The 17,350-nt window shown below is 69.5% G+C and carries 17 protein-coding genes; 10 read left to right on the plus strand and 7 right to left on the minus strand.

From position 1 onward, the window contains the following. Window positions 1-12 precede the first annotated feature (12 nt). From G4D83_RS39795 to G4D83_RS39810, 4 genes are all read right to left on the minus strand, one after another. Window positions 13-1,866 carry an FTR1 family protein gene (locus G4D83_RS39795; protein WP_163870152.1) on the minus strand — a complete coding sequence of 618 codons (1,854 nt, stop codon included), beginning with the start codon at window positions 1,864-1,866 and terminating at the stop codon, window positions 13-15. A 64-nt stretch (window positions 1,867-1,930) separates the two neighbouring features. Next, a complete protein-coding gene (locus G4D83_RS45710; RefSeq protein WP_240357082.1) occupies window positions 1,931-2,353 on the minus strand; it encodes a hypothetical protein in 423 nt (140 codons plus the stop codon). 73 nt (window positions 2,354-2,426) lie between these two features. Further along, a complete protein-coding gene (locus tag G4D83_RS39805) occupies window positions 2,427-2,906 on the minus strand; it encodes a dihydrofolate reductase (protein ID WP_163870153.1) in 480 nt (159 codons plus the stop codon). Then, window positions 2,903-3,697 carry a thymidylate synthase gene (locus tag G4D83_RS39810; RefSeq protein WP_163870154.1) on the minus strand — a complete coding sequence of 265 codons (795 nt, stop codon included), beginning with the start codon at window positions 3,695-3,697 and terminating at the stop codon, window positions 2,903-2,905. The genes G4D83_RS39805 and G4D83_RS39810 overlap by 4 nt, the downstream gene beginning before the upstream one ends. 162 nt (window positions 3,698-3,859) lie before the next feature. Here G4D83_RS39810 and G4D83_RS39815 point away from each other — a divergent pair, with 162 nt between their 5' ends. From G4D83_RS39815 to G4D83_RS39825, 3 genes are read left to right on the plus strand one after another with little or no spacing between them, the layout of a single operon-like run. Next, entirely contained in the window at window positions 3,860-4,423 is a 564-nt protein-coding gene (locus tag G4D83_RS39815) for a cob(I)yrinic acid a,c-diamide adenosyltransferase (protein ID WP_163870155.1), read from the plus strand. A gap of 18 nt (window positions 4,424-4,441) precedes the next feature. Continuing rightward, window positions 4,442-5,455 (plus strand): tRNA epoxyqueuosine(34) reductase QueG, encoded by a 1,014-nt coding sequence (gene queG / locus G4D83_RS39820; RefSeq protein ID WP_163870156.1) that lies wholly within the window; start codon window positions 4,442-4,444, stop codon window positions 5,453-5,455. Then, entirely contained in the window at window positions 5,428-6,399 is a 972-nt protein-coding gene (locus tag G4D83_RS39825) for a DMT family transporter (protein ID WP_163870157.1), read from the plus strand. Before queG ends, G4D83_RS39825 begins: the two co-directional genes overlap by 28 nt. A 4-nt stretch (window positions 6,400-6,403) precedes the next feature. On the opposite strand, the gene G4D83_RS39830 is transcribed toward G4D83_RS39825, so the two are convergent. Further along, window positions 6,404-7,885, minus strand: coding sequence for an endo alpha-1,4 polygalactosaminidase (locus tag G4D83_RS39830; RefSeq protein ID WP_163870158.1), 1,482 nt, complete (start codon window positions 7,883-7,885; stop codon window positions 6,404-6,406). 178 nt (window positions 7,886-8,063) lie between these two features. On the opposite strand from G4D83_RS39830, the gene G4D83_RS39835 reads away from it, so the two are divergent. Next, complete coding sequence (locus G4D83_RS39835) at window positions 8,064-8,903, plus strand: ATP-grasp domain-containing protein (protein ID WP_163870159.1); 840 nt, start codon at window positions 8,064-8,066, stop codon at window positions 8,901-8,903. Between the two features lie 27 nt (window positions 8,904-8,930). Here the strand turns inward: G4D83_RS39835 and G4D83_RS39840 are convergent, their stop codons facing one another. Further along, window positions 8,931-9,812 (minus strand): hypothetical protein, encoded by an 882-nt coding sequence (locus G4D83_RS39840; RefSeq protein WP_163870160.1) that lies wholly within the window; start codon window positions 9,810-9,812, stop codon window positions 8,931-8,933. Between the two features lie 91 nt (window positions 9,813-9,903). Between G4D83_RS39840 and G4D83_RS39845 the strand changes: the two genes are divergently transcribed. Continuing rightward, the gene (locus G4D83_RS39845; protein WP_163870161.1) at window positions 9,904-10,791 is read left to right on the plus strand and encodes an MTAP family purine nucleoside phosphorylase; all 888 of its coding nucleotides are present in this window, start codon (window positions 9,904-9,906) and stop codon (window positions 10,789-10,791) included. A gap of 90 nt (window positions 10,792-10,881) precedes the next feature. Next, on the plus strand, window positions 10,882-11,931 hold the full coding sequence (locus G4D83_RS39850; protein WP_163870162.1) for a YihY/virulence factor BrkB family protein: 1,050 nt from the start codon (window positions 10,882-10,884) through the stop codon (window positions 11,929-11,931). A gap of 18 nt (window positions 11,932-11,949) precedes the next feature. Here G4D83_RS39850 and G4D83_RS39855 read toward each other — a convergent pair whose 3' ends face one another. Further along, window positions 11,950-12,774 (minus strand): M48 family metallopeptidase, encoded by an 825-nt coding sequence (locus G4D83_RS39855; protein WP_163870163.1) that lies wholly within the window; start codon window positions 12,772-12,774, stop codon window positions 11,950-11,952. 318 nt (window positions 12,775-13,092) lie between these two features. Here G4D83_RS39855 and mutM point away from each other — a divergent pair, with 318 nt between their 5' ends. The 4 genes from mutM to lysA all read left to right on the plus strand — a co-directional run bounded on the left by mutM (window position 13,093) and on the right by lysA (window position 17,334). Further along, window positions 13,093-13,914 (plus strand): bifunctional DNA-formamidopyrimidine glycosylase/DNA-(apurinic or apyrimidinic site) lyase, encoded by an 822-nt coding sequence (mutM, locus tag G4D83_RS39860; protein WP_163870164.1) that lies wholly within the window; start codon window positions 13,093-13,095, stop codon window positions 13,912-13,914. A gap of 128 nt (window positions 13,915-14,042) precedes the next feature. Continuing rightward, window positions 14,043-15,854, plus strand: coding sequence for a TIGR04551 family protein (locus G4D83_RS39865; protein ID WP_240357083.1), 1,812 nt, complete (start codon window positions 14,043-14,045; stop codon window positions 15,852-15,854). A 2-nt stretch (window positions 15,855-15,856) separates the two neighbouring features. Next, window positions 15,857-16,096 carry a hypothetical protein gene (locus G4D83_RS39870; protein ID WP_163870166.1) on the plus strand — a complete coding sequence of 80 codons (240 nt, stop codon included), beginning with the start codon at window positions 15,857-15,859 and terminating at the stop codon, window positions 16,094-16,096. Beyond that, window positions 16,093-17,334 carry a diaminopimelate decarboxylase gene (gene lysA / locus G4D83_RS39875; RefSeq protein WP_163870167.1) on the plus strand — a complete coding sequence of 414 codons (1,242 nt, stop codon included), beginning with the start codon at window positions 16,093-16,095 and terminating at the stop codon, window positions 17,332-17,334. Before G4D83_RS39870 ends, lysA begins: the two co-directional genes overlap by 4 nt. Window positions 17,335-17,350: the final 16 nt, after the last annotated feature.

A 17,350-nucleotide genomic window follows, 5' to 3' on the forward strand; every position in this document is an offset into this window, starting at 1 on the left:
GGTGTCGTCGCGTCAACTGGCGGACATCTCGGTCACACGGCTGGCGCGGGCCCGGCGACGCAGCACCACCAGGGCGAGCGGCGCGGCGGCCAGCAGCAACTGAGGCAGCAAGGAGACGACGTCCGGGTAGATGCCCAACAGGTCCACGGTGAAGAAGCGCACCGGCACCAGCGGCAACGCGCCCACCTCCTGCAGCGAGTGCAGGCCCTTGCCCAGCAGCATCACCGCCGTGACGACGAGGACCCCGGTGGACACGTTGAACAGCGTCTTCATGGGCAGCCGGAAGCCCAGTCGGTTGATGAAGAGGACGAGGATGCCGAGCCCCACCGCGCCCACCAGCGCGCCCCAGGCCACGCCCGCGGGCGAGTCCAGCGCCAGGCCCTGGAGGAAGATGGCCGTCTCGAAGCTCTCGCGCAGCACGGCGGTGAAGGCGATGAGGAACAGGCCCACCATGCTGCCCCGGCCGAGCGCGCCCTGCATCTTCTCGCGCAGCTCCCCCATGAACTGGCTGATGTTGGAGCGCGCGTTGAGCCACATCGCCGCGTAGATGAGCATGCCCACCGCCGCGAGCGCCGCGACGCCTTCCAGCCACTCGCGCTGCGCGCCGGCCAGCAGGTGTCGGCCGAGCACGTAGGCTCCAACGCCCACCACCAGCGCGGACATCCAGCCGGCGTGCACCACGCGCACGTGCTCGGTGGCCTTCATCTTCTTCAGGGCCGCCAGCAGCGCCGCGACGATGATGCTGGCCTCGAAGCCCTCGCGCAGGAGGATGAGCACGGTGAGCCACAGCGTGGACATCAGGTCCGCCGTGCTGCCGCTGTCCCGACGCGCCTGGTCCAACAGCGACACCAGCTCCCGGCCCTCGTCCTGGAGGTGCGGACTGCCGTTCTCCGCCGCGAGCCGAGCGTCGAGGAAGCCCTGCTCCAGCTTGAGCACCAGCGCGGAGTCGCGCGAGCTGAGCTTGGGCTCCACCGGCTCCAGGCCGTTGAGGTACGCATCCAGCAACGCCGCCTTCGCTCCCGCCGCGTTGCCCGAGGCGCCCTGCCGCATCGCCTCCTGGACCCCTTCGCGGGCAATCATCAGCGAGCGCTCCTCGTCCACCCGCGGCAGCTCGCGACGCAGGCACGCGAGGTGCTCCGCGCCGAACGACTTCACCAGGTCGTCATCCGTGGTGTTCGCCAGGCGCTCCAGCGACGCGCGCGGAGGAGCGCCCTCGCACGGCGGCTGGCGCAGCGTGAAGACGAAGAAGGCGAGCGACCATCGCTCGTCCTCGCTCAGCGTGGGATAGGCCGGCATCGCGGTGCCCGGCACGCCGAAGCTGGTGGTGTTGAACGCCTTGTAGGGCGTGAGTCCGCCCATCAGCTCCGCGTCGCGGAAGTTGGCGGGCGCGGGCTCCATGGTCGCTGAGATGGGCAGGTTGGCGCTGCCGTCCGCGCCGTGGCAGGCCGCGCAGTTCGTCTGGAAGAGCTTCTCGCCGAGCTTCAGGTCCGGCGGGTGACGCGGGCTGCGCGCCAGGCCTCCGGCGAGCACCAGGTCCTCCACCAGCGCGCCGCAGTCCCGACTCACGCCCTCCGCGTCGCGCGACTGGTCCACGCGCGCCTGGATGGCCTTCACTCGCGGGACGAAGACCTCCGCCGCCGCGCCCAGACCCTGGGCCGCGTCCACCGCCTCGGCCGCGAAGCTCTTCTGCTCCGTCAGCTCGAACTGCGACTGGGACTCGATGGCGGCCGGATAGTCCGCCTCCAGGTACTGGAGGATTCCCACCAGCCGGTGCCACGTCCGCTCCTCCGCGCCTGGTTCGCTGGCCTCGGCCGAAAGAGGCACCGCGAGCATGAGGCACAAGGCGACGGAGACCACACGAGTCATGGCCTCCGTCTACCAGCGGGGGAGAAGTGTTTCAATTTTGCGAATCAATATCGAAATCAGCGTTTCAAACCCGTGAAGAGAGGGTGGCGACGGTGGTGGCGTTGACGGGGCCTGTCCACTGCTCGACTTCCAGGGACTGGATGCGCAGGCGGGCGAGGCGCCAGTCCCCTCCTCGCAGGCGGCCGACGGCGAAGGCGCCGATGGAGAGTGCGCCGATGGCGACGGCCCCGAGGGAGAGGGCCCCCATCGCGGTGGCGCCCAGGGCGTGGGCTCCGACGGCGAGCGCGCGCAGGGCCCGCGCGCGCGGAGGTCGCCTCCGGACTTGCCGGGCTTCGAGATGTCGGGAGAGGCGGGCCAGCGTGAGGGTGTTGGCGACGGCGAGCCCGGCGGCACCGGCCAGCGTCGCGGTGCGCAGCGAACGGGCCATGAGGTGCTGGGGCTGGAGCGGGAAGGTGAGGGTGGTCCACATGCCGTTCGAGGTGCGCACGGCATGGCTCGAGAGCTACCTGCCAGCGCACGGTGCGCCGCCCGGCGGGCGAGCGACGCGAAAGGCGTGGGGCTCAGCGCTCGTAGGTGAGGAAGGCGTGGGGAGGCTCGGCCTCCGGGTGCTGCTCCTGCTCGACGAGCTTCCAGCCGGACAGGTCGACCTCCGGAAAGAAGATGTCGCCCGGGTAGTCGCGAGCGATTCGCGTGAGGTACAGGCGCTCGACGCGGTCCATCGTCTGGGCGTAGAGGTCCGCGCCTCCGGCGATGAACACCTCGTCGTCGCCTCGGCCTTCCGCTTGCTGGAGTGCCTGCTCCACGGAGTGGACCACCGTCACGCCTTCGGGCGCGAAGTCCCGCTGGCGCGTGACGACGATGAAGGCGCGGCCGGGCAGGGGGCGGCCGATGGACTCATACGTCTTGCGGCCCATGATGAGCGTGTGGCCCATGGTGAGTCGCTTGAAGCGCGCGAGGTCCGCGGGCAGACGCCACGGGAGCTGGTTGTGGGCGCCGATGACTCGGTTAGCTGCCAGGGCGACGATGGCCGACAGCTTCATACGGCGACCGGGGCCTTGATGGCGGGGTGGGGCTCGTAGCCTTCGACCTGGATGTCCTCGTACTTGAAGGAGAACAAGTCCTTCACGTCCGGGTTGAGGCGCAGGCGCGGCAGCGGCCGGGGCGCGCGGGAGAGCTGCTCCTGGGCCTGCTCGACGTGGTTGAGGTACAGGTGCGCGTCGCCCATCGTGTGGATGAACTCGTGCGCTTCCAGGCCCGTCACCTGCGCCACCATCATCGTCAAGAGCGCGTACGAGGCGATGTTGAAGGGCAGCCCCAGGAAGAGGTCCGCGCTGCGCTGGTAGAGCTGGCAGGACAGGCGCCCGTTGGCCACGTAGAACTGGAAGAGGACATGGCACGGCGGCAGCTTCATCTCCGGCAGGTCCGCCACGTTCCACGCGCTGATGAGGTGCCGACGCGAGTCGGGGTTCTTCTTCAGCCCGCCGACCAGGGCCTTCATCTGGTCGATGTGAGCGCCGTCCGGCGCGTTCCACGAGCGCCACTGGTGGCCGTAGACAGGGCCCAGCTCGCCCTGCGCGTTGGCCCACTCGTCCCAGATGGTGACGCCGTTCGCCTGGAGCGTGCGCACGTTGGTGTCCCCCGCGAGCATCCAGAGCAGCTCGTGGAAGATGGACTTCACGTGCAGCTTCTTCGTGGTGACCAGCGGGAAGCCTTGCGTCAGGTCGAACCGCAGTTGCGGGCCGAAGACACTGAGCGTGCCCGTGCCGGTGCGGTCACCCTTCTTCGTTCCGTGCTTGAGGACGTGGTCGAGCAGGTTCAGATAGGGCTGCATGGGGCCGAGGCGTGTACGTCGCCCTCGGGTAGGTGTTCAAGCAACAACGTGCCCGAAAGCCCGCCTCATGTCCGACAGCCACCTCGGGGCTGTCTCCGAGGGGGCACCGACGCGCCTTCTCATTGGACGTGTGGCGCGCCCCACCGGTACAAGCCGGAACCCATGAAGATCTACACCAAGACGGGTGACGCGGGGGAGACGGGCCTGTTCGGGGGCGGTCGTGTCGCGAAGGACGACGCCCGTGTGGACGCGTACGGCGAAGTGGATGAGCTCAACGCGACGCTCGGCCTCGCGCGAGCCTCCTCTCTGCCGCAGGAACTGGACGCGATGCTGCATCGGCTCCAGGACCAGCTCTTCACGGTGGGCGCGGTGATGGCGACCCCGGCGGGCACGAAGGCGTCCGCGCACATCCCCGCGCTCAAGGCGGAGTGGGCGGCGGACATGGAGCACGCCATCGACCGCTTCGAGAGCGAGCTGCCGACGATGACCCACTTCATCCTGCCCGGAGGCACGCAGGGCGCCGCCGCGCTGCACCTGTCGCGCACCGTGTGCCGCCGGGCCGAGCGCCGCGCCGTCCCGCTGCTGCGCGATGGGACGATTCCCAAGGACGTGGTGGTCTTCCTCAACAGGCTCTCCGACCTGCTCTTCGTCATGGCTCGCGTGGCCAACCACCGCGCCAAGGTGGAAGACGTGAAGTGGATTCCGGAGAAGCCGTCCGCGAAATAGCGAACCCTGGTTTCCGTCGTGCTGCCCACCGCCCCTCTTCGCGACCTCGCCCGCTCCGTGGGCTTCGACCTCGTGGGCTTCGCTCGCGCGGAGCCCATTCCCCCCACCTTCATCATGGAGTGGCTGGAGGCGGGCTTCGCGGCGGACATGGACTGGATGGGCGAGCGGGTCGCCGAGCGGCTGGACGTCGACCGGTTGCTGCCGGGCGCCCGGACGGTCATCTCCTTCGTCAACAACTACTGGCGCGATGACGAGGTGTCGGTGGGTTCACCCATCGCCCGGTACGCGCGGGGGCGCGACTACCACTCCACGCTGCGCGACAGGATGAAGGCCTTCCGCAAGGCCGTCATCCGGATGTCCCCGGGCCTGGGGACATACGGGAGCGTGGACAGCGGGCCGCTGATGGAGAAGGTGTGGGCGGCGCGCGCGGGGCTGGGCTACGTGGGGAAGAACGGCTGTTTCATCACCGAGCCGTATGGCTCGTGGGTGCTGCTGGCCACGCTCATCCTCGATGCCGAGGTGGACGATTATGGGACGGGGCCCGCGGCGGACCGGTGTGGCGCGTGTCGCCGCTGTCTCATGTCCTGTCCCACGGGCGCGCTGGTGGGCAACGGCCGTGTGGACGCACGGGCGTGTCTGTCCTACCAGACCATCGAGAACCGCGAGCAGCAGGTGCCGGAGGCGTTCCGGCTCAAGTTCGACAACCTCATCTTCGGGTGCGACATCTGCCAGCAGGTGTGTCCGCTCAACCGGCGTCCCGTGTTCGCCGAGCACCCTCGCTTCGCGCCCCGCGCGGTGGCGGAGCTGGGCACGCTGGAATTGGCGGGGCTCACACCGACACAGTACGAGGAGCTCATCCCCGGTACAGCGTTGGCACGCGCCCGGTATGACGTGCTCCGCCGCAACGCGGTGTATGCGTTGGGCGTGGCCAGGCAGGCGGACTCGCGATACCTGCTCGAAAAGCTCTGCGGCGATTCGAGCGAATTGGTACGTACCGCCGCGCAATGGGCGCTCCTCAAGCTCGACCCCTGAACTCCCCTGACGATGCGTCGCCGCTTCGCGGGGTGTATGCCGCGTTGCTCATCCAGGTCGTCATCAGCGCGGGGACGTATCTCGCCGCGAAGCGGGCCATGACGGAGCTGCCGCCGCTCACCGTGGTGTTGTGGCGCTTCTTCTTGAGTGGGCTGGTGTTCCTGGTGCTGCTGCTGGTGCTGCCCGGGCCAAAGCTGCCGCCGCGCGATGCGTGGCGCCGCATCTTCATCCTGGGGCTGCTGGCGGGCCCGGTGAACCAGGTGTTCTTCTTCAGCGGGCTCTCGCGCTCCACCGCCGCGCACGGCGCGCTGCTCTATGCGCTCACGCCGCTGGGGGTGTATCTGTTGAGCCTCTGGCGCGGGCAGGAGCGCGCCTCCGCGCGGACGCTCGTGGGCATCGCCACCGCCTTCGTGGGCGTGGTGGTGCTGCTGCTGGGACGAGGGCTGGCGGATGCACGTGGCTCCATGCTGGGGGACGTGCTCATCCTCGGCGCGGTGCTGGCGTGGGTCGTCTACACGACGGAGGGAAAGCCCTTCGTCGCGGTCCACGGTCCGCTGCGCGCGACGGCGTGGTGCATGACGATGTCCACGGTGTTGATGCTGCCCTTCGCGCCGTTCGTGGCGAACACGGACATGTTGATGGCCGCGAGCACGACGGCGAAGGGCTGCATCGTCTACCTGGGGCTGCTGACGTCGGTGGTGGCGTACGTGCTCTGGTACTACGCACTGTCGAAGGTGTCGGCGTCGAAGGTGGCCATCTTCTCCAACCTCCAGCCCGCCGCGACGGCGCTCGCGGCCTGGCTGCTGCTGGACGAGGCCCTGCACTGGGAAATCGCGGTGGGTGGGGTGCTCGTCCTCGCGGGCGTGCGGCTCACCCAGACGGTGGTGGCCCGTGCTCCGCCGACGGCGCCCCTGCTTCCCGTGGCGGGGCGCCCGGCGACCTGAGTGGCTACCGCGGGTCCCACCCCGCGTTCACCGTCACCCGGTCCAATGCGCGCACCGTGACGTACGGGACGAAGCCGGCGGCCCGAGAGCGCGTGTACGCATCCGCGACGTGGGCGGACTGGACGGCGTAGTCGGTGGACAGCACCAGCTTGCCCGCGGCGCGCACCCGGGCGGCGTTGGCGCGATTCTCCGCGCACCAGCTCATGTCGCACGCGACGTCGTCGGACCAGTACATGTCCTCCATGCCCAGGCCGTCGATGGCGGGCAGATAGAGGGGGTCGTCGACGAGCTCCGGGGAGTTCTGCGGCACCACCTTGAAGGCCGGGTTGCGCGCCTTCGCGTACTGGCTGATGCGGGAGATGAGGGCCACCATCTTCCGCGCGAGGTCGGCGCGGTTGGTGCCCGCGGAGTTGGCGGGAATCTCCTCGTACGTCACCACCATGTCCAGGTAGCAGCCGGTGAAGCCCGCGGCGAGCGCGCGGTCCAGACGGCCCTGGACGATGGGCCACCAGCGCTCGTCCCAGTACTTCACGTACTGCTCGTCGGGCCAGCCATCCACGGGGCCCAGCTTCAGGTCCGCGGGGACCTGGCTCCACTCGGGGCGGTACTCCTCGATGGCGCCAATCTCGAAGTAGGCGAGCACCTGCTTGCCCCGGGCCTTGAGCGCGGAAATCTCGGCGGCGGTGAAGTAGCCGCTCGAGCCGTCTCTCACCAGCTCGACGATGGCGAGGTCGAACTTCGAGGCGGCAATCACGTCGAGCTTGCCCTGGGGATAGTTGGTGAGCTGGTACGTGAAGCTGCTGACGCCCTCCCAGGGAACCGGCGTGCCCGCGTCCGTGGATGTGCCCGCGTCGGTGGGAGTTCCAGCGTCTGTCGAAGTGCCCGCGTCGTTGGGAGTGCCAGCGTCCGGCGCCGCGACCTGCACGCGCACCACCAACAGGTCCAGCAGCGACGCATCCGCCGAGGACTCCGTGCGGTAGCGCAGCTTCACGGGGCCACCGGAGAAGAACCGCGCGGGGGAGGTGAGGGCCAGCGACGTCGCCGACCACTTCCACGACTGCGCGAAGGCGTTGTCGCCCACGATGACCCAGGCGCCCGTCGAGTAGTCCCAGGCCTCGAACAGCCAGCGCATCGCTGACTTCGTCGGGCCCCGGAAGTTCACGCCGATTTCAGCCGCGATGACGGTGTCCGAGCTCACGCCCGCGGGCAGCGGATAGGTGCACGTGGCGGAGCTGTTGGGGGCGAATTCGACGTACTCAGCCCAGCGGTCCTGCGTCCCAGACAGTGTCTGGGTGTGCAGGCCCTGGACGCCCTGGCCCGAGCCGATGGAGCCACGTGCGAGTTGGAGGGTGGTGCAGGTGAGGGTCTGCGCATCGGGGAGAATCGCGCCGCGCTCGTCGTCGAGCGTGTCACGCGCACTGCTTCCACCACACGCGGCCAGCAAGGCCAGACAGGTCCACGTCAACCACTTCACAGCGACTCGCATGCAACGTCTCCTCAGGGGTGTGGGAACGCGGCGGCCATTAACGCCGTGCGCGAGGAGTCAGCAACGCGAAGTGGCGACGAGCGCGTCGATGCGTGAAGGCTCGCGCTCTCCTGCTGGAACATTCGTTTCCGCCTGGATGACATGTGGTGCCCGGCCCGCGTCTGCGTACACTCGTCTGATGCTTCGCGCGGGTGAGGACCTGTTCCAGGTGGAGGAGTTGCTATGGGTGCTGAACGCGCCCACGGGCAAGGGCATCTACGACTTCGGCTTCGACCGGTTCTTCGCCTGCCGTCGCCCGTATCAACTGCCCGACTCGCTGGATGTGGTGGCGCGCGTCGGCGTGTGGAACGACTACGCCGAGCGCTACCGCGAGCTGGCGGCGGAGGGCGTAAGGCTGGTGCACTCACCGGAGCAGCACCTGCTCGCGACGGAGCTGCCGCACTGGTACCCCCGGCTCACGGACCTCACACCGCGCAGCGTCTGGTACGACACGCGGCCGTCCGCGAAGACGGTGGAGGACATGCTCGGGTGGCCGGTCTTCGTGAAGGGCGAGCGACAGACGAGCCGCCACCGCAAGTCACTCTCCATCATCGAGGGGCCCGAGCAGTTCGAGCGCGCGATGGCGACCTATGCGACGGACCCCATCCTCCACTGGCAACGGGTGGTGTGTCGGGAGCTGCGCCCGCTGCGCCGCGTGGAGGAGGGCGCGCCGGACCGCATCCCCTCCTCATTCGAGTTCCGCACCTTCTGGTGGCGCGGTGAGCTGGTGGGGTGGGGGCCCTACTGGTGGCAGGGGTCGCCGTACACGATGAACGAGGTGGAGCAGCGCGAGGCGCTCGGCCTGGGGCGCGAGGTGGCGCGCCGGATGGACGTGCCCTTCCTCGTCGTGGACCTCGCGCAGGAGGTCTCCGGCCGCTGGATTGTCATCGAGTGCAACGACGGCCAGGAGAGCGGCTACGCCGGCATCTCACCCTTCGCGCTGTGGCGGAACATCCTGGAGTTGCAACGCGCGCGGTGAGGCGCTCGGGGGCGTCCGAGGCGGAGGTCAGTCCCCGTTGGGGTCCCACTCGGAGATGTCCTTGTTCTTGGGCTCCGGCGGAACCGAGGGGCGCAGCGGGTTGGACGGCGGCGGCGTAGGCTTCTTCGTGGCCGCGACGGGAGCGGGTGGTGGCTCGTCGAGCAGTGGGTCCTTCGCGTCGTCGTCGGTGGCGGCGATGGTGGGCGCGGGCTTCGCGGGCACGGGCTTCACCGGCTCCATTCGGGGCGGCGGCTTCGCGGCGGCCGTGGGCGCGGGCGGCGGCGCATCCAGCGGCTCCAAATCACTGAGGTCCGGCTCGGCTTCCGGTTCGGGTTTCGACGCGGGCTTCGCGGGCTTGGGGTCGGAGTCGGAAGCCCGGTAGACGCCCTGCCGCGACACGGTGGGCACGGGCGTGGTGTCGACGGGCGGCGCCGCCGCGGGGACATCCTCCGCAGGAGGGCGCGTGTCCTCGGCGGGCACGCTGTCCGCGCGGTAGCTGTCGCGACGCCCACGGACCGAGTCCCGGTCCGGACGCGCGTCACCGAACGGGTCCTCCTCGCGGTTCGTCGTGCGCCGGCCTTCCGAGTCCCCCGAGTCTCCAAACGGGTCCTCTTCCCGGCTCACGGGCTTCTTCGAGGAGGGCCGCCCGCGACGAGGAGGGTCCGCCACCACGCTGTCGGGAAGGCCGCGCAGCGATGAGTGACGCTCGCTGCAGTCGCCCCGGTTCTCCGTGCAGATGCTCAGGCACTGGGTGAGCTTCTTCACGGTGCGACTGCTGCCGCCGTACTCGATGGAGCAGTCCTCCTTGCAGGTGGCGTAGTCCTCCTGACAGCCGGAGGGGACAGCGCCGCGCTGGGCGCTGGCGGGGGTGGCGGCGAGGGCCAGAAGCAGGAAGGGCAGAAGACGCATGGCTATTTCGAAAACTACCAGTCTTCGTGCCTCCCGGCGCCAGGGGGGCGCTATGGTTCAGGAGCGCGGCCGGAGCGCCAAGAGGAGGAACATGGCTGTCAGGGTGGGCATCATCGGGAGCCATGGTCTGGAGCAATTGTTGGGGCTCTCCGGTCGGTTGGAGACCCACACCCTCGAAACCCCCTTCGGTCCCCATGCGGGCCCCCTCGTCTCCGGAGAGCTGGACGGCGTCTCCGTCGTCTATGTGCCACGCCACGGCGCGGGTCATGTCTTCAACGCCACCCGGGCTCCGTACCGCGCCAACCTCTTCGCGCTGAAGCAGTTGGGCGTCACCCACGTGTTGGCCACGGGCACGGTGGGCAGCCTCCAGGAGCATCTGCCTCCGCTCCAACTGGTCGTCCCGGATCAGGTCATCGACCGCACCTACCGCCGCCCCTGCACCTTCTACGACGACCTCGCGGTCCACGTGGAGCTGGACTCGCCCTTCTGCGGCACGCTGCGTCAGGTCCTCGCCAACGCGGCCACCGCCAGCGGCGCCGTCGTGGCCACCCAGGCGACGTATGTCTGCGTCGAGGGCCCTTCGCTCAGCACCCGCGCGGAGAGCCTGCTGTACCGGCAGTGGGGCGCGGACCTGGTCGGGATGACGGCCATGCCCGAGGCCCGGCTCGCCCGAGAGGCCGAGCTGCACTACGCGCTGGTGGCGCTGCCCACGGACTACGACTCCTGGCAGCCGCTGCCCCCGGGACAGGAGCACGAGGCCCTGCTGGCGCGGCTGTCCCACAACGTGCCGGCTGTCACCGCGAAGGGGGCCGCGCTCATCCGCCGCGCGCTGCCGCGAATCGCCGAGGCCCCGTCCGCGTGTCGCTGTGACTCCGCCCTGGCGATGGCGCTGTGGACCGAGCGCTCCCGCATCCCCGACGAGGTGCGCTCCCGGCTTCGTCCACTGTTGGGCAGATACCTCCCGCCGAACGTCGTCTAGCCGAACGAGGGCTCGCCCGGTCGCCTGCTGCCAACCCGCGTCGCCAACCCCACCTTCCGATACCCGAGGGTCGGGAGCGAGGAGGGAAGGATGCGGCTGCCCAGGCTCAAGTACCTCACGTGGCGCGAGTTCACCCGACGCTTCGTGAAGGAGTTCCAGGAAGACACCGTCACGGACATCGCGGCGCAGCTCTCCTACTACCTGCTGTTCTCGCTGTTCCCGTTCCTCTTCTTCCTCGTCACGCTGGTGGCGTACCTGCCCTTCGCGCCGGGCGCGGTGGACGCGATGCTGGACCGCGTCCGCCCGCTGGTGCCTGGAGACGCGCTGGGCCTGGTGACGCAGCACCTGACGTCACTGGTGGACCAGCCCCGCCCCAAGCTCTTGACGGTGGGTCTCCTGGTGGCCTTGTGGTCGGCTTCGCGCGGCGCGGATGCCCTGCGCAAGGCGCTCAACCTGGCCTACGACGTGCCCGAGTCGCGTCCCCTGTGGAAGACGCAGGGGCTCGCCATGCTGATGACGCTCGTCGGCACCTTGCTCATCCCGCTGTCCTTCGCCGTGTTCCTGCTCGGCGGCCGGCTGGGGGCGTGGCTCGCGACGCGGCTGCACGTGCAGGAGGCCTTCTACGTCGTCTGGTCCTGGGTGCGCTGGCCGTTCACCGCGGGCCTGGTGATGCTGGCGCTGTCGCTCTGCTACTACCTGCTGCCGGACGTGAAGCAGCGCTTCAAGTACATCACTCCCGGCTCCATCTTCGGCACGCTGGTGTGGATGGCGAGCACGTGGGGCTTCACGCAGTACGTGGAGCACTTCGGCAAGTACAACGTCACCTATGGCTCCATCGGTGGCGTGGTGGTGCTGCTCCTGTGGCTCTACATCTCCGGGCTGGTGTTCATCCTCGGTGGCGAGCTGAACGCCATCCTGGAGCACGCCTCGGCGGAGGGGAAGGAGAAGGGGGCGCGCCAGTTCGGCGAGGCCGCTCCAGCGGAGCCTCCCATCAAGACGCCTGGAGCCGCCAAGAGCGCGGCGAGCGCGAAGCGCTCCCGGCTGGCCTTCTGGCGCTGGAAGCACCGCGTGGCCCGGGGGAAGTCCCCCGAGCCCTCTGGAGCGGAGCTGGAGCGCGAGCCCCCGTCCACCCTGCATTGAGCCCGGCTCGGGCGGGGGCTACTTGCCGCCCAGCTTCTGCTTGATGGCGGGCAGCTGGCCCGGGCTGTTGTTGCTGCCGCGCAGGCCCTTCTTGGAGATGAACTCCTGAAGGTCTGCGATGCGCTGCTTGTTGGTGGGGTGGGTGCTCAGCCACTTCATGACGCCGGGCGTGCTGCCCTCCTGGGCCTGGAGCTTCTGGAAGAAGCTGATGAGCCCCTTGGGGTCGAAGCCGGCGCCGGAGGAGTAGCGCGCGCCGTACTCGTCCGCCTCCAACTCCTCGCTGCGGCTGTGCGCCAGCATGGCTCCGCCACCGACGAGCTGGGCTGCCACCTGGGCCGCGGCGCCCGGGTTCTGTCCCAGGGCGAGCTGGGTGACGGTCTGCAGGCCCATCTGGTTCACCATGGCCCGCGCGGAGTGACGGCCGACGACGTGGCCCGCCTCGTGCGCCATGACGCCCGCCAGCTCCGCCTCCGTGTCCGCGGCCAGGATGAGGCCCGTGTAGACGTAGAGGTAGCCGCCCGGCGTGGCGAACGCGTTCACCGTCTTCGGGTCGTCGATGACGTTGATCTTCCACTTCACGCCCGGCCGGTCCTTGGTGGCCTGCTTGATGATGGGCGCGGAGAGGTTGCGGACGTACTCGACGATGGTCGGGTCCTCCACGTACTTGATCTTCTCCTTCTGCTCGAGCTCCGCCTTGACCTGCTTGCCGATGTCCTCCTCCTGCTCATCCGAGACGAAGGTCTTCGCGAGCGCCTTCTCCGCCTGGACGCGCTGAGTGGTGCAGCCCGTCGTCACTCCCATGACGAGGGCCAGGCTCCATACCGCCGAGAGAATCCGTTGCATGACCGAGGACGCCTTTCTTTGTCGGTTGATGCGTTGAGACCGAAACCTGCCCGGACTCTTGGGCAGCGTCCGCCTCCACGGCAAGCCCCTCGTGAGGGTTCCGATGGGAGGCGTGGGGCTCGGGCGCGCTGGCGCCCGGGAGCCGGAGGGCAGGGACCTCTGGTGCGCCGGGACACCCCCGGCGGCGAGCGCACCCGCCGTGAGCCTCCTGGACGGGGCTGATCGCCGCGCCCGAGGCGCCCTGGGGACATGTGCGCGAGCCGACAAGCGCAAGAAATGCGTGGGCCAGGAGGGCGCCGGTGCTATGTGCCCGAGGGGATGCCTGAGTTACCCGAAGTAGAAATCGCCCGGCGCAATCTGGTGCGCTGGTTCGATGGACGACGCCTCGTGCGCGCGGAGGCGGATGATACCCGCGTCTTTCGCGGCGCCGAGCGCGGCGACTTCGCGCGACTCCATGGGCGGCTGACGTCGCTCGTCCGGCGGGGCAAGTACCTCCTCTTCGCCTTCGAGGAAGGCCGGGGCCTGTTGGGCCACCTGGGCATGACGGGCAAGTTCGTCCGGCGCTCGGAAGGGGACGTCGTGCCCTACAGCCGCGCCCGCTTCCACCTGGACAACGGGCAGGTGCTGCACTTCGCCGACGCGCGCATGTTCGGCCGGATGGAGCCCGCTCCCGCCTCGGAGCTGCGCTCCCTGGACGTGGTGAAGGCCCTGGGGAGGGATCCGCTGGCGGACGGCCTCACCGCCGGCCAGCTCGAACAGGCCCTGGCGTCCTCGAAGCAGGACCTGAAGGTCGCCCTGATGGATCAGGCGCGCATCGCCGGGATGGGCAACATCCACGCCGCGGAGGCGCTGTTCCGCGCCGGCCTCCATCCCGCCCGCAAGCCCTCCTCCCTCGGCCCCGACGACTGGAAGCGCCTGGTCCAGGCCATCCGCGCCAGCATCGACTTCGGCCTGGAGGAGCAGGAGGGCGAGGAGCCCGTGTACCTGGAGGAATGGGGCGCCGTCAGCCCGTTCCTGGTGTATGGGCGCGGTGGTGGCCCGTGCTCCAAGTGCGCCTCGCCGGTGGAGTCCTTCACCCAGGCGGGACGCACCACTTATGCCTGTCCGAAGTGCCAACCCCGGGGAGGGACAGGGAAATGACCCTGGACGTCCTGTCGTTCACGACGCGAACTCGCGTCCCGGTTGGCGTTGACACCCCCCTGTCCCGTGGCTTGAATCGCCCGCCTTTCCGACCCGGCCGCCCCGAGCGGCCCTGGAGATCGTTGCCCATGTCTCACGTCCTGCTGGCGGCGCTGCTCGTCGCTTCCTCCACGGCCACCGCCCAGGTGCCGGCTGGGGGCACGCCTCCGCCCGCGCCCGCGGAGGCCGCGCCCGCCCCCGCCCCCGCCGAGCCGCCGGCTGTCACGCCCGCCGCGCCCGCCGCCGTGCAGCCCCCCGCCGCCGAGGGCGAGTCCGTCACCCGCGACGACCTGGAGGCCACCAAGCAGGAGCTGCGCGGAGAGATTCGCGCGGAGGCCGCCAAGCAGTCCCTCAACGGCGAGGAGTGGAGCGAGGAGTACCCGGAGGAGAAGCGCAAGCTGGAGGTCTTCACGCTCGACGGCTACTTCCGCCTGCGCCCCACGCTCTTCTACAAGTTCGACCTGGGCAAGGTCCCCGGCCAGGAGATCTTCCCGGCCGTCTCGCCGCGCCGGGGGGAGAACACCCAGTCCTTCGCCACCATGCGCCTGCGCCTGGACCCCACGTTCAACGTGTCCGAGCAGGTGAAGATCAAGCTCCAGGTGGACGGTCTGGACAACGTGGTGTTCGGCTCCACGCCGGACACGCTCTACCCGGGGGACCAGCGCAACATCTTCACCGTCTTCTCCGAGGACCAGGAGTCGCTGGGTGACACGCTGTCGGACTCCATCAAGCTGCGCCGCGCCTACGGCGAGGTGAACACGCCGGTGGGCATCCTGCGCTTCGGCCGCATGGGCAGCCACTGGGGCCTGGGCATGCTGCGCAACGACGGCAACTGCTTCGACTGCGACTTCGGCGACACGGTGGACCGCGTGCAGTTCGTCACCGAGCCCTTCGCGGGCTGGTACGTGACGCCCATGCTGGACTTCAACTCGGAGGGCACGTTCTACAAGGGCGGCGCCGAGGGCGAGCCGGTGGACCTGACGCAGGCGGATGACGCCCACAGCTGGGTGCTGGCCATCGCCCGCCGGGACACCGACGCGCAGATCCGCTCCAAGCTGGAGAACAACCAGGGCGTGCTCCAGTACGGCCTGCACTTCACCTGGCGCTCGCAGAACTACGACAACGTGAAGGATGCCGACGGCGCGCTCACGGGCGGCTTCATCCCCCGCGACGCGAACCTGTACATCCCCGACCTCTGGCTGCGGTACGAGGAGCGCAACTGGCGCCTGGAGTTCGAGCTGGCGGCGGTGTTGGGCAAGATTGGCAACCGCGCGCTCACCACGGGTGATGCGACGTTCGACCAGAGCCTGACGGTGGCGCAGTTCGGCGGCGTGGCGCAGGGTGAGGTGAAGGTCGCGGACAACAAGCTGACGCTGGGCCTGGAGCTGGGCTTCGCCTCCGGCGACAAGGCGCCGGGCTTCGGCAACTACCCGGGCCGTCAGGGCTCGGGCACCAACGGCTACACCAACCCGGGTGACGTGGAAGGCCGCCAGTACCGCTGCGACAACGGAGGCTGCTCCGACTCCGCCATCCGCAACTTCCGCTTCAACCGCGACTACCGCATCGACCTCATCCTCTGGCGCGAGCTGATTGGCGGCGTCACCGACGCGTTCTACGTGCGCCCGTCCGTGAAGTACGCGGTGGCGCCGGGCATCGACCTGTATGGCCGCCTCATCTACTCGCAGGCGCTCTACGCGGAGTCGACGCCGTCCTTCGTCAGCAAGTCGCTGGGCGTGGAGGTCAACGCGGGCGTGGACTACACCACCGAGGACGGCTTCATCGCGGGCATCGCCTACGGCATCCTGTTCCCCATGGGCGGTCTGCAGGCCTACACGGATGCCCTGAAGGCGGATTTGGAGACGCCGCACAGCATCCGCGGCTGGCTGGGCGTGAAGTTCTAGTCATGAAGCGCGCCCTCACGTCGCTCGGGGTCGCCACCGTCCTGGTGTTGGGGATGGTGGCGTGCGGCATCAAGGGTCCGGCCAAGCCGCCACTGGCGGCGCCGGTGCCGGCGACGGAGACCCCTCCGCCGCCGTCGGACACCGCGCCCGTCAGCGTGGAGTCCTCGGGGCCATCGATTATTTCGACGACGGATGGCGGGGCCCTGACGCCCACCACCCAAATCGACGCTGGGACACCGTGAGCTCCTTTCCGTACCGCAAGGGCGTGCTGCACGCGGAAGCCGTGCCGCTGCCCGCCATCGCCGACGCGGTGGGCACCCCCACCTATGTCTATTCCACCGCCGCGCTGACCCAGGCCTTCCGCGCGGTGACGGAGGCGTTCTCCGACGCACGACCCCTGGTCTGCTACTCGGTGAAGGCCAACTCCAACCTCGCCATCCTCCGGCTGTTCGCGGAGCTGGGCGGGGGCTTCGACATCGTCTCCGGCGGAGAGCTGGCCCGCGTGCGGCATGCGGGCGGCGAGGCCGCGAAGACGGTGTTCGCGGGCGTGGGCAAGACGCAGGAGGAGATGGAGGCAGCGCTCGCCGCGGGCATCCTCCTCTTCAACGTGGAGAGCGCCGAGGAACTGGAGGCGCTGGACGCGGTGGGGCGCCGGTTGGGGCGACGCGCGCCGTTCGCGTTGCGCGTCAACCCGGAGGTGGACCCTCGCACGCACCGCTACATCGCCACCGGGCTGAAGACGTCCAAGTTCGGCGTGCCCTTCGAGGAGGCGGTGGACCTCTACGCGCGCTCGAAGAAGATGAAGGGCGTGCGGGCCGCGGGCCTGGACTGTCACATCGGCTCGCAGCTCACCCAGAGCTCGCCGCTGCGCGCGGCGCTCGGCAAGGTGGCGGGGCTGTACCAGGAGCTGAAGGCCCGGAAGCACGCGCTGGAGTACCTGGACGTGGGCGGCGGCCTGGGCATCACCTACTCGGACGAGACGCCTCCCTCGGTGGAGGAGTACGCGCGCGTCGTGCTGGCGGCGACGAAGGACACGGGCGCGCGGCTGGTGCTGGAGCCGGGGCGCTCGCTGGTGGGCAACGCGGGCGTGCTGCTCACCCGCGTGCTGTACCGCAAGCAGACCCCCGCCAAGCACTTCACCGTGGTGGACGCGGGCATGAATGACCTGCTCCGCCCCGCCCTCTACGAGGCCCACCACGCCTTCGTCCCCCTGCTGAAGCGGCGAGGCAAGGCGGTGGAGGTGGACGTCGTGGGGCCGGTGTGTGAGTCCACCGACGTGCTGGCCAAGGCCCGGCCCCTGGTGCTCCCCCAGGCGGGCGAGCTGTATGCCTTCCTCAGCGCCGGCGCGTACGGGATGAGCATGGCTTCTAACTACAATTCCCGCCCCCGTCCGGCCGAAGTCCTGGTGGATGGAGAGGCGTGGCGGGTGGTGAGGGAGCGGGAGCGCACCGAGGATCTCTGGCGCGGCGAGCGGGCCTGAACATATAAGCGCCGGA

The organism is Myxococcus eversor (assembly GCF_010894455.1).
GTDB classification, from domain to species: Bacteria; Myxococcota; Myxococcia; order Myxococcales; family Myxococcaceae; genus Myxococcus; species Myxococcus eversor.